Below are 12,238 nucleotides of genomic sequence, written 5' to 3'. Positions count from 1 at the left end.
AGAAAACCCTTTGTCTTTTGAGCTTAAATATGATGATAACAGAATTGTTTTTCTGAAAAAAATTCCTTTCGGAATTCACTATTATTACAATCAAGAAAGAAATTTAATTGAAATATATTCTGTTTTTCATACTTCGAGAAATCCTGATCAATGGAAAGAAAGAAAATAAAAATCCGAATCTTGTATGAGACTCGGATTTTTATTATTTAAATTCAGATAAAATTTAAAGATTCTCCAAAATAAAATCCGTCATTTTCTGATACAACTGCGGTCTTGTCTGTCCACCATAAATTCCGTGGTTTTTATCAGGATAAGCCATAAATTCAAACTGCTTTTTGTTTTGAATCAAAGCTTCAGAAAACTCCATAGAATTTTGGAAATGTACGTTGTCATCTGCTGTTCCGTGGATTAATAAAAATTTACCTTTCAGCAAATTGGCATAAGTTGTTGGTGAATTTTCATCATAACCTGCTGGATTTTCCTGTGGTGTCAATAAAAATCTTTCGGTATAAACTGAATCATAATATCTCCAGTTGGTAACCGGTGCAACAGCGATTCCTGCTTTGAAAACATCTGCACCTTTGGTCATTGCCAGACTCGCCATATAACCTCCGAAACTCCATCCGAAAATTCCGATTCTGGTTTTATCGATATATTTTTGAGATCCGAACCATTTTGCCGCTGTAATCTGGTCTTCAATTTCGTATTTTCCTAAATTTTTATAGGTAACTTTTTTAAATTTTGCTCCTTTATAACCTGTTCCACGACCGTCTACACAAGCAATAATGTAGCCTTTCTGAGCCAACATTTCAAACCAAAGTGCATTTCCGTTATCCCAGGAATTGGAAACCTGTTGAGAACCCGGTCCCGAATATTGGTACATAAACAACGGATATTTTTTATTCGGATCAAAGTTTTTAGGCTTAATGATCCATGCGTTCATCTGATCGCCAGCTGAATTTGGAATGGTGATAAATTCTTTTACTGAAAAATTATCAGATTGTAATTTTTTAAGCTGGTCATCGTTGTTCTGAAGTTCTTTCAACTGTTTTCCGTTGCCGTCCTTCAAAACAAAAGTGTAAGGTTTTGCGGCAGTGGAAGAAGTTTCGATGAAATAATTGTAGTTTTTACTGAAATTTGCATCATTGTTTCCTTCTGCATTTGAAATCAGTTGCGATTTTCCGTTTTGGATATTGATCTTAGAAACCACTTTGTTGATGCTTCCTTTTTCTGTAGTCTGAACGAAAATTTCACTCGATTTCGGATTGTAACCGTAATATTCCGTTACTTCCCAGTTGCCTTTTGTAACCTGTTTTTTCAGTTTTCCGTCTTTGTCATACCAGTATAAATGACGGAAACCGTCTCTTTCAGAAGCCCAAAGAAATGAATTGTCTTCCAAAAATTCTAAAGTCACATTGTCGGTATCAATCCATTTATCATCACTTTCTGTGAATAATTTTGTTGTCTGACCCGTTTTTGTATTTACTTTCAAAACATCAGACGCATTTTGCGTCCTTTGTGAAGTGATCAAAACAATTTCATCCGGATTTGCTGTCTGGAAAACATTTGGGATATAATAATTTTTAAAATTATCTAAATTAACTTTCGTCTTTTTTCCGTCTGCCAAATGATAAATATGCGCTGAAGCAACAGAGTTTTTTTCTCCCGCTTTTGGATATTTGTAACGCATCTCGTTCGGATAAAGTGATTTTCCGTAAATTGGAATATAAATTTCCGGAACGTCGGTTTCAACCAGTTTTACAAATAAAATATCGGCAGAATTTTTAGTCCATTCATACAATCTTGCATGTCCGAATTCTTCCTCGTAAACCCAGTCTGCCAAACCATTCAAAACTTTGTTTCTTACACCATGCTCAGTAATCTGAGTAATTTTTCCTGAATTTAAATCCTGATAAAACAAATTGTTATCAACAATAAAAGCGATTTTGGTAGCATCCGGAGAAAATCTCGGCTCCTGAACCGGTTTTCCGTCATTTAAACTTAATGTTTTACCAGATTTTAAATCTTTGATATCGTATATTCCTAAAAAAGAATGTCTGTAAATGGGTTGGCTTTCTTTTAATAAAAGTATTTTAGATTCATCATCAGAAAATTCGTAGCTCTCAAAATTTCCGTCAACAAGATTTCCATCTTTCTGAGAGGTTTTATAAGAATATTTTGCAATTCCGCCTTGTTCGATGACCAGATAATTTTCACCATTTTTCATGGAGGTAATTCCGGCAATGCCTTTGCCACGGTAATATCCAGAATATATTTTATCTAAAGTAATTTCCTGCGATACGGCATTTTGAAATGCTGCGATAACGGTAAGAGTAAATAATAATTTTTTCATTGCTTAATTTAAAAGAATTTCAAAGATAATAATTTTATTAATCTGACAATAAAAAGCTTTTGTTGTTGTCTTTTGGCAAATAAATTGAATAAGTTTTATAATCAAAGATAGAAATTATGGAAACTAAGGAAAACAACAGAAAGCTTAACCGCTATGAACTTGAAGATCAAATCTTATTTACAGGATTCTCAAATTTTACTGATGCCGAAAATTATGTTAACGAAAAAGGTGGAGAACTCGTAGAAGTGGCATTCAAAGACGGAAATGATAATCCCAGAGTAACAGATGAGGCAGGATTAATTGAAAAAAAGCTGCATTATTTTGTTGATGCAGGACCAGAATATAAATTTATTCATTCTTCTGATCCCGGTTTTAAGCAATATGCTGATGAACTTCAGAAAATAAAAGCAAAACTCACTCAATCTCCACCGGATGAGAGATATCTTGCAAATTTTGAAATTGAAAACGCAGAAGATCCTATCGTTGTTTTAAAAAACGATCATTTCGAATCGGTAACGTCCAGAGAACGGTCAAAATACCTGAAGCATGCTAAAGTGTATGAAATCGGAGTATCTGTAGCCAAACCATAAAATATAAATAGTATGAGCAAGACAAAGTATTCGGAAAAAGCTCAGGAAAAAGTAGGAAAAGTAATGAAGGAATTCAAAGAAGGTAAATTGAAATCTTCTTCGGGTGACAAAGTTACAAACAGAAAACAAGCCGTTGCAATCGGAATTTCTGAAGCCAAAGAAGAAGGACTGAAAGTTCCTAAACAAAAAAAGAAAAAAGATTAACAAAAAGATCGGCCTGAAAACTTCAGGCCGATCTTTTTTGGTTTATAAATTTTAAAATTATGCAGATTTGATAATTATGCTTTTTTATTGTACAAAATAGTATAATATTCGTCTGCCATTCTATCGCTGTTGAAATTGTCTTTCACATCTTTCATAGAATTTTGCTGTATTTTTCGCCATTTATCGGGTTGATCGTAATAGGTTGGGAGAATATCATTTTCCAGAAGTTCGTATAGTTTATTAAAATCGTATCGGTCTTGTTCATAAATACTCATATTTGCATAATCAGCTTTTGGAACCACAAAAGAGTTTTCGCCATGCTTTGCAAACTCCGGAATCCATCCGTCATCTGTAGAAAGGTTTACGGATCCGTTCATTGCGGCAGTCATTCCTGATGTTCCCGAAGCTTCTCTCGGAACTCTCGGATTATTTAACCATAAATCAGATCCTTGCTTTAAGGATTTACTTAAAGCCAATTCATATCCCGTTAAAACTGCCATATTTTTATAGTTTTTACTTTCTTCCACCAAAACATTGAACATGGAAATCGAAGCGTAATCCATCGGGTAAGGCTTTCCTGCCCAGATAATTTGCACAGGATATTTTGGATTGTTGAGGAGCTTTCTGAATCTTACTTTGTCCTGCAACAGCAGATCTGCTCTTTTGTAACCTGCAAATCTTCTTGCCCAGACAATTGTAAAGATGTTGGGATCAAATAAATTCCCGGTTTGATCGGCTACAATTTTGAATAATCTTTTCTTTAAAATTTTCTTTCTGTAATCGAAAAGCGTATTGTTTTTTTCGTCTTTGGAATTGTAAAGTTCCTTATCGCCCCAATATTTAAATTCCTGAGCATTGGTAATTGATTTTATTTCGCAGATACCGGGATATTTACTCCACATTGCTCTTGAAACCTCGCCGTGCAGCTTCGAAACACCATTGGCAATTCTTGCCATTTTCAGTGCGCAAAGAGAGTGGTTGAAAAGTTCACCATCAGAACCTTCCAGCTTTTTTGCTTCTTCCATGCTTAAACCTGAGAAATAAGACATATCGTAGCATAGCTTCAGGTTGTGCTTTTCATTTCCGGCTTCTTCGGGTGTGTGGGTTGTGAAAACCAGTTTTTCTTTTACTTTCTGAATATTTCCGCCATATTTTTTCAATAAATGAAACGCAGCGGGAAGTCCGTGAGCTTCGTTGAGGTGATAAACGTCTCTTTCAATATTCATTTCATCCAAAAGTTTGGCGCCGCCTTTTCCAAGAAGAATATATTGTGCAAGTTTTGTAGATTCGTTGGCATCGTAAAGCTTATGACAAATCGTTTTAGAGATGTGGTCATTTTCCGGAACGTCTGTAGAGAGGAAAAACATCGGTGCGGTGTTGAAAATTTCAGGATCAAGATACCAGGCTTTTACCCAAACCGGTGCGCTGTGAATTTCAATCTGAAATTTTATGCCGGTATCTTTCAGAAAGCTGTACATTTTCCTCGTCCATGTCGGTTGTAAAGTCTGGTCGTGATTTCTTGCCTGGTCGTAGTATCCGAATTTCCATAAAATTCCGATCCCGATAAGATCCTGGTTAAGATTGTATGCGCTTCTCATGTGCGATCCGGCTAAAAAGCCCAAACCTCCTGAATATATTTTTAAAACCTGCTCTAATGCAAATTCCATCGAGAAATAAGCAACTTTTTCTGCGTATTTCGGATTGATGGTGAAAGGAACCTGGAAATTTCTGAAATCCATTAAATGTATATTTATTGTTAAATAAAATTAGATCGTTTAATACTGATTGTCAACACTGAAAAAACTGTGCCTAATAATTGAAGCTTTCATCATGCTGAATCAATATTTTATTTTTTTCATACTAAAGAAAATTGTGCTTTGCTTTAAGATGCTTTATTCAAAGATAAAAATTCAGAGATAAAATTAAATATTAAATGAATTTTAATTTTTTTGTTTTTCTGTAAACGTATCTTATTATTTCATATATTTAATACGTAAAATTTTGATTATCAAAAGCTTTTAGCCTAAACTGTGAAAACATGTGTCATTATTAATTTTTAAAAAAGACCACACATGAAAAGAGCATTTTCTGATGAAGATTTAATAAAAAATCTCAGCCTGTATTATCTCAACCGGCATTTGAAAAAAAAGCCGATGGAAAAATATCACCGAAAGATTGATGAATCTAAACTTCACGACCGCGAAAAGTATAAGAAAAAAGCAGAAATTTTGCTGCTTAATTCTTTTATGCATCATTTTCCGGATGTTACCTTCGAGAATCTTACCTGCGAAAGCCCTGATTTTATCGCTACCTTAAATGAAAAAAAGATTGGAATAGAGCTTACAGAAGTTATCAATCATCTTGAAATGAAGAAGGTTGAAAGCAATTTAAATAAGATTTTCCGTCAGGCAGAAATATTACTTGAGCAAGAAGACACTACGAAATATCGTGGTGTTTATTTTTTAGAATTTCACCATCATATTAAATTTGATTCTCTCGAAAATCAGCAGGAAATTATTTTAAATATTTATAAAAGCATCAAAAAAGGGAAGCCTTTCGGCTGTGTGAAAAATATCAGAAAATCTTCGCACCGCAGAAATGTTTTTATTACCTATGAGTATAACATGAGTCTTTTTGATGAGCTCTGTTCAGAGAAAATTATTGAGCTGATCGAAAAAAAGAATGAAAAATTTCCTTATTATGATACTTCGGTTGATGAATGTTGGCTGGTTATTGTTTCAGATATGAATTCTATTGCGTCACGATATACTTTTATTCAGGATAGGGAACATTTAAATCAGGTAAAAAGTCCTTTTCATAGGATTTTTCATCTTGAAAACCTTTGTGGTAATATGACTAGTATTAAATAGTTTTAAAAAATAAGTATTAATAATATAAAGTTATTTCTTTATTATTAATAAATATTTTGTTTTTGTCATTATTTGGTGAGATTAATTAAATTTAGTTATATTTGGTATACTTTAACTACTAATCAAATTAGATATGAAAAAAACTTTACTGCTTATTCTTTTTTGCATTTCGCAGATTTTTTATTCGCAGGCAGATTGCTCTACCGCTTTAGCTGTTTGTGGAAATTCAAGCATAACCTACAGTCCCACGGGAATTGGTCTTGTTGATGAAACATTGGGCGACTGTCTCATATCCGGAGAACATAATTCAATATGGTATAAATTAACGATTGCTACTAGTGGAACACTTACTTTTGATCTGGTTCCTACTGATCCTGATGCGGATTATGACTGGGCGATTTACGGACCAAATGTCGCATGCGGAAGTTTAGGTATGCCTATTCGATGCAATGCCGCAACGGTAATTGGTGTAGGTGCATCAACAGGATTGAATATGACAAGTACAATAACAAGTGCGGCAGGAGGATCTCTTACGCCTTATTGTCAGTTTATGGATGTTGTTGCAGGGCAAACTTATTATTTATATATCGATAACTGGGTTGGTGCAGGAAGCAGCACAACGGCTCCTTTTTCGCTAACCTGGGGCGGAACTGCTACTTTGGCTTCTCCTTTTACGGATCCTGCGTTGCAGCCTAATCCCTTCGTTCCTCCAGGAAATCCTGCGGCTAATCCTAATGATCCTCGTGAGATTCTTATTTGTACAAGCCCTGCTTTATTCGATTTCAGTACACTCACTGCAGGAATTTTAAACGGAAACCCTAATTTTAGTATTTCTTATCATACTTCACAGAATGATGCTCTTTCAGGAACAAGCCCTATTACCGCACCTTTAATTGTAAATACGACTACAACTTATTATTACAGTATTCATTACCAGGATCCTACAAATCCTAACAATGCGCTTAATTCTTGCCGACAGATCGGTGCTTTTAAATTTAAATTAGGGAATATTACGGCAAACGATGCAACAATTTTTGCCTGTAATAATAATAAAAGCGGCCAGGCTACATTTAACTTAACTACTGCAAATGTTTTTGGTGGTACAAATGTGACGATTACTTACTATCCTACATTAGCTGCTTTAAATGCCGGAACCGGACATATTTCAAATCCGAGCATGCATTTGTCGGCTGAAGGAACGGTATATGCTGATGTAAAAACAAACGACGGATGTTCTGACTATGCTGTTATAACATTGAAATTTTATCCGGAAGTAATCGTTAATGATGCTCAGATAAGAGCCTGTACCTATGATGTTAAACTAAAAACAGCTTCTTTTGATCTTACCACAGCTGCTGTGACAGGTCAGTCTGGCGTTACCAAGAAATTTTACCCGTCTCTTACAGACGCTAAGAATGGTACAAACGAAATAATACCTGCCAACAATTTTATTTCGCCAAATGCTGTAGTGTATGTAAAAGTAATAGACGGAAACGGTTGTTACGGAATTTCCAAAATCACTTTAGAAGTCATTCCGCCGGTATATTCTCAGGTTTTAAAAGATAAAACAATTTGTATTGAAGATAAAACCACTCTGGATGCAGGAGCCGGATTTGACGGATATGAATGGAGTACGGGTGCAACAACGCAAACTATTTCTGATGTTGGTGTGGGAACTTACTGGGTAAAGCTGAAAACCGGAGAATGTGTTATTCTGCAAGATGTAAAAGTATATTCTTCAGAACAGCCGGTTATTACAAGTGTTGATATTTCTAATACCACAATAACAGTAAATGTAAATGCCGGAAAAGCGCCTTACCAATATTCAATGGATGGTATTGCTTGGCAGGATTCTAATGTATTTACCAATGTGAAAAGAGGAGATCATAAAATCTACGTAAAAGATGCTTACGATTGCGAGCCGATAGAAATAGGAATTGTAGTTCCTAACCTTGTGAATGTTATTACACCAAACGGCGACGGCATCAATGATATCATAGATTATTCTGCTTTGGCAAACAAACAAAATCTGGTGTTTAATGTCTTCGACAGATACGGAAACAAAATTTTCCAGGCAGATAAGCTCAATAATTATAAATGGGACGGAACTTCAGGCAATAAAAAAGTTCCTACCGGAAACTACTGGTATTCTGTATCGTGGAATGAAAATGACAAAAAAAGTACGCCAATTAAATACACAGGATGGGTATTGGTGAAAAACAGAGAATAATAGTAATGATTAAATTAACGAAAGCCATCTTGCATAGGATGGCTTTTGTTAATTAAAAACTCTTGTATCTTTAAAATAATCAGAAAGATAAAGTATTTTGCCGCATTCTGAAAATTGTATAATAGTACAGATTTCATTGGTGTAGCTCCCTTTTCCGGACATATGCGCTAAAGAATTAGTCTGGTAAAAATATTTATTGTTTCCGAGATTGAAAATTTCAGAAACGCTCCATTCAATCTTTTCATATCGTCTGAAAATGGCTCTGAACAATGCTAGAATTCTGCTTTTTCCTGAAATTTCTTTTGTAGGCGGAATCCAAATAACCGTTTCATCAGTAAACCACTTTTCAAGCTTTTCAATATTTAAGGAATTCAAATCCTGCATAAAATGGCTGATCTTACAATTCATAGGCTGCAATTTACATTTATATACGTGAAAAATGCTAAATTGGTTTTATATAAAATAGTAAATATTGATCATGAAAGATTTATTCATCAAAAGGTTCGAATATTATAAAGCGCTCGGCGATAAATCATTTGAGCAGCTTTCGGATGATCAGATTTTCTGGCAATTCAATGAAGAAAGTAATTCTATTGCAGTCATTGTGAAGCATGTTGCAGGAAATATGCTGTCTAGATGGACGAATTTTTTAACCGAAGACGGTGAAAAATCATGGAGAAACCGCGATGGAGAATTTGTAAATACTTTTAAAACTAAAGATGAGGTTTTAGACTATTGGGAAAAAGGCTGGAGCTGTCTTTTTGATGCTTTGAATCAGATTAATGATGAAAATTTATACTCAACAATTTACATAAGAAACGAGGCGCATTCTGTGATTGATGCGGTTTTCAGACAATTGGCGCATTATCCTTATCATATCGGTCAGATTGTTTTTATTGCTAAAATGCTAAAAAATGAAGACTGGAAAACGCTTTCCATTGCAAGAAACAAATCTCAGGATTTTAATGATGAGATGAAAGATAAATTCTCTGGAAACAATTTTAATTCAAATTCTTCACCGGTATGTTTTCAGAATAACTCCGAAGTAAGGGATGATTATAAGCTATAGACGAAATCGATTTAAAATTTATATTAAATTGATTATCTTTGCACCCACAAAATTCAGGAAAATAAATGGCTCACTTTCATAGAACTGCCGCATTTCATACTCTTGGCTGCAAATTAAATTTTGCGGAAACATCTACTATTGCCCGTCAATTAACAGATGCAGGTTATGATAAGGTAAGTTTTGATGATAGAGCAGATATTTATGTAATCAATACTTGTTCGGTTACCGAAAACGCAGACCGTGAATGCAAACTTCATGTAAAAAGAGCCATGAAAGCCAATCCTGAAGGTTTGGTGGTGATTGTTGGATGTTATGCACAGCTGAAACCTGAAGAAATTTCGCAGATCACCGGTGTTGATTTGGTTTTAGGAGCCAAAGAAAAATTCAATATTCTGAGTTATTTGGATGATTTGGAAAAATCTGAAAGTGAAGGTGTTGTTCATTCATGCGAAATTGAAGAGACTGATTTTTTTATCGGAAGTTATTCTATCGGAGACAGAACCAGAGCTTTCCTGAAAGTTCAGGATGGTTGTGATTACAAATGTACGTACTGTACAATTCCTTTAGCAAGAGGGATTTCACGTTCAGATACCATCGAAAATGTTCTGAAAAATGCCAGAGAAATTGCAGAAAGAGACATTAAAGAAATCGTTTTAACGGGGGTAAATATCGGTGATTACGGTAAAGGTGAGTTCGGAAACAAAAGGCATGAGCATACTTTTTTAGATTTAATTTCTGAGCTTGACCAAGTTGAAGGTATCGAAAGAATCCGTATTTCATCGATCGAACCGAATCTTTTGAAAGATGAAAGCATCGAATTGGTTTCTAAAAGCAAGAGTTTTGTACCACATTTTCACATTCCTTTGCAATCGGGAAGCGACGATTTATTGAAAAAAATGAAGCGTCGTTATCTTACCAAATTGTATAACGACAGGGTTAATAAAATCCGTGAAGTAATGCCCGATGCAGCAATTGGTGTAGATGTTATCGTAGGTTTCCCGGGCGAAACCGAAGAATTATTCATGGAAACCTATAACTTCCTGAATAATCTGCCGATTTCTTATCTTCATGTATTTACTTATTCTGAAAGAGAAAACACTGAAGCGGTAGGAATGCAGGGCGTTGTTCCGATTCCGGAAAGAAAAAAACGTAATAAAATGCTTAGAATTCTTTCTGAAAAAAAGAAAATGGCATTTTACCAAACCCAGCTTGGAAAAACGCTTCCGGTTCTTTGGGAACACGAAAATAAAGACGGCAAAATGTACGGCTTCACAGAAAATTATGTGAGGGTGCAAAAAGATTTTGATCAGGCTTCGGTTAATCAGATCGAATTCCTGAATTTAGAAAAAATCCTGTCAGATGGCACGGTTTCTGTGCAATCGTCTTACGAAAGTTTTTTAGCAAAAGCTTAGTCTGTTTGCTATATTTCCACTACATTTAATCTTTAACGTTTTAAATCTATTCTTATGAGAGATAAGTTTTTATCTTGGGGAATTGTATTGGTAGCTGCAACATGGGTTGTGGCAGTACTGATCAAAGCACATTATTGGATTCCTACGTTGTTAACAGCAATTTATGCATTAGGAGTTTACAATACGTATCAAACAAAGCATGCCATTTTGAGGAATTTTCCTGTTTTAGGATATTTCAGGTATTTTTTTGAAGGAATTTCCCCTGAAATGCAGCAATATTTTATTGAAAGAGAAACAGACGGAAAGCCATTTCCCAGAAATCAGCGTTCTGCAGTTTACAGACGTTCAAAAAATCTTAGCGATACCGTTCCTTTCGGAACACAGTTAGAAGTCAACCATAGAAAATATGAGGGGATAAAGCATTCTATTTATGCCAAATCTCCTAAAGAAGAGCTTCCCAGAGTTTGGGTAGGTGGTGAGCAATGTACTCAGCCTTATAACGCTTCATTATTTAATATTTCGGCAATGAGTTTTGGTGCATTGAGTGACAGAGCGCAGATTTCGCTAAATAAAGGTGCAAAAAAAGGGAATTTCTATCATAATACAGGAGAAGGAGGAATCTCGCCCCATCATTTGGAAGGAGGAGATCTTTGCTGGCAAATAGGAACCGGATATTTTGGCTGCAGAGATGAGGAAGGAAAATTTAATCCTGAATTATTTACAAAATATTCTACTCTTCCAAGTGTAAAAATGATTGAGATTAAATTATCTCAGGGTGCAAAACCTGGTCATGGCGGAGTTTTGCCGGGCGTAAAAAATACACCGGAAATTGCTAAAATTCGTCATGTCACCCCCGGAATGACCATTATTTCCCCGCCTTCGCATTCGTCTTTTTCTGATGCTGCAGGATTATTAAGGTTTGTACAACAACTGAGAGAGCTTTCAGGAGGAAAACCTGTTGGTTTTAAACTGTGTATTGGCGATACCAAAGAGTTTGAAGATATTTGTGTTCAGATGAATGTTCTGAAAATTTATCCTGATTTTATTACCATTGATGGAGCAGAAGGTGGAACCGGAGCTGCACCGCCTGAATTTTCTGACGGAGTAGGGATGCCTTTGGAGCCTGCTTTAATATTTGTAAATCGTACATTGAAAAACTATAATCTTCGAAATAAATTAAGAATCATAGCCAGCGGAAAAGTTTTGACAAGTTTAGATATTCTGCGGGCGGTTGCGATGGGAGCAGATATGTGTAATAATGCGAGAGGATTTATGTTTTCTTTAGGCTGTATTCAGGCTTTGAGATGCAATAACAACAATTGCCCGACCGGAGTTGCTACACAGGATAAAATGTTGATTAAAGGGCTTGATGTTACCGATAAAGCTGAAAGAGTTTATCATTTTCATAAAAATACTTTACACACTTGTAATGAATTAATTGCTGCTGCAGGAAGGAGTTCGTATGAAGAAGTCGATGCAAGCATGTTTATGCGGGGAGATGAGTTTGAGC

Annotated in this window: 10 protein-coding genes; 7 read left to right on the top strand and 3 right to left on the bottom strand. The window is 35.3% G+C overall.

The window, feature by feature from the left end; translation table 11 throughout:
• Positions 1-223: 223 nt before the first annotated feature.
• The gene (locus AB4Y90_RS08690; protein ID WP_441557012.1) at positions 224-2,353 is read right to left on the bottom strand and encodes a S9 family peptidase; all 2,130 of its coding nucleotides are present in this window, start codon (positions 2,351-2,353) and stop codon (positions 224-226) included.
• Positions 2,354-2,469: 116 nt separating this feature from the next.
• Between AB4Y90_RS08690 and AB4Y90_RS08685 the strand changes: the two genes are divergently transcribed.
• Positions 2,470-2,943: a hypothetical protein gene (locus AB4Y90_RS08685; RefSeq protein WP_441557011.1), complete on the top strand. Its 474-nt coding sequence runs from the start codon at positions 2,470-2,472 to the stop codon at positions 2,941-2,943.
• 12 nt (positions 2,944-2,955) lie between these two features.
• Complete coding sequence (locus tag AB4Y90_RS08680) at positions 2,956-3,147, top strand: DUF6496 domain-containing protein (RefSeq protein ID WP_441557010.1); 192 nt, start codon at positions 2,956-2,958, stop codon at positions 3,145-3,147.
• Between the two features lie 74 nt (positions 3,148-3,221).
• Here the strand turns inward: AB4Y90_RS08680 and glgP are convergent, their stop codons facing one another.
• Complete coding sequence (glgP, locus tag AB4Y90_RS08675) at positions 3,222-4,886, bottom strand: alpha-glucan family phosphorylase (RefSeq protein WP_441557009.1); 1,665 nt, start codon at positions 4,884-4,886, stop codon at positions 3,222-3,224.
• 333 nt (positions 4,887-5,219) lie between these two features.
• On the opposite strand from glgP, the gene AB4Y90_RS08670 reads away from it, so the two are divergent.
• On the top strand, positions 5,220-6,017 hold the full coding sequence (locus AB4Y90_RS08670) for a hypothetical protein (protein WP_441557008.1): 798 nt from the start codon (positions 5,220-5,222) through the stop codon (positions 6,015-6,017).
• 133 nt (positions 6,018-6,150) lie between these two features.
• Positions 6,151-8,247: a T9SS type B sorting domain-containing protein gene (locus AB4Y90_RS08665; RefSeq protein ID WP_441557007.1), complete on the top strand. Its 2,097-nt coding sequence runs from the start codon at positions 6,151-6,153 to the stop codon at positions 8,245-8,247.
• 48 nt (positions 8,248-8,295) lie between these two features.
• Here the strand turns inward: AB4Y90_RS08665 and AB4Y90_RS08660 are convergent, their stop codons facing one another.
• Entirely contained in the window at positions 8,296-8,655 is a 360-nt protein-coding gene (locus AB4Y90_RS08660; RefSeq protein WP_441557006.1) for a nuclear transport factor 2 family protein, read from the bottom strand.
• A gap of 70 nt (positions 8,656-8,725) precedes the next feature.
• Here AB4Y90_RS08660 and AB4Y90_RS08655 point away from each other — a divergent pair, with 70 nt between their 5' ends.
• The 3 genes from AB4Y90_RS08655 to AB4Y90_RS08645 form a co-directional block, all read left to right on the top strand.
• Positions 8,726-9,316, top strand: coding sequence for a DUF1572 domain-containing protein (locus AB4Y90_RS08655; RefSeq protein ID WP_441557005.1), 591 nt, complete (start codon positions 8,726-8,728; stop codon positions 9,314-9,316).
• Positions 9,317-9,381: 65 nt separating this feature from the next.
• Entirely contained in the window at positions 9,382-10,728 is a 1,347-nt protein-coding gene (mtaB, locus tag AB4Y90_RS08650; protein WP_441557004.1) for a tRNA (N(6)-L-threonylcarbamoyladenosine(37)-C(2))-methylthiotransferase MtaB, read from the top strand.
• Positions 10,729-10,782: 54 nt separating this feature from the next.
• Positions 10,783-12,238: FMN-binding glutamate synthase family protein (locus tag AB4Y90_RS08645; protein ID WP_441557003.1), on the top strand; the 1,456-nt coding region annotated here is incomplete at its 3' end.

Source organism: Chryseobacterium sp. 2TAF14 (assembly GCF_052115105.1).
Classification (GTDB): domain Bacteria; phylum Bacteroidota; class Bacteroidia; order Flavobacteriales; family Weeksellaceae; genus Chryseobacterium.
Note: the sequence above shows the minus strand (reverse complement) of the source record. Positions and strands in the feature narration are given on the sequence as shown.

What these genes read in the sequence shown, in the direction of transcription:
- AB4Y90_RS08660 (WP_441557006.1), bottom strand. Translation starts at nt 8,655, where the DNA reads ATGAATTGTAAGATCAGCCATTTTATGCAGGATTTGAATTCCTTAAAT.
- AB4Y90_RS08655 (WP_441557005.1), top strand. Translation starts at nt 8,726, where the DNA reads ATGAAAGATTTATTCATCAAAAGGTTCGAATATTATAAAGCGCTCGGC.
- glgP (WP_441557009.1), bottom strand. Translation starts at nt 4,886, where the DNA reads ATGGATTTCAGAAATTTCCAGGTTCCTTTCACCATCAATCCGAAATAC.
- mtaB (WP_441557004.1), top strand. Translation starts at nt 9,382, where the DNA reads ATGGCTCACTTTCATAGAACTGCCGCATTTCATACTCTTGGCTGCAAA.
- AB4Y90_RS08685 (WP_441557011.1), top strand. Translation starts at nt 2,470, where the DNA reads ATGGAAACTAAGGAAAACAACAGAAAGCTTAACCGCTATGAACTTGAA.
- AB4Y90_RS08690 (WP_441557012.1), bottom strand. Translation starts at nt 2,353, where the DNA reads ATGAAAAAATTATTATTTACTCTTACCGTTATCGCAGCATTTCAAAAT.
- AB4Y90_RS08680 (WP_441557010.1), top strand. Translation starts at nt 2,956, where the DNA reads ATGAGCAAGACAAAGTATTCGGAAAAAGCTCAGGAAAAAGTAGGAAAA.
- AB4Y90_RS08670 (WP_441557008.1), top strand. Translation starts at nt 5,220, where the DNA reads ATGAAAAGAGCATTTTCTGATGAAGATTTAATAAAAAATCTCAGCCTG.
- AB4Y90_RS08665 (WP_441557007.1), top strand. Translation starts at nt 6,151, where the DNA reads ATGAAAAAAACTTTACTGCTTATTCTTTTTTGCATTTCGCAGATTTTT.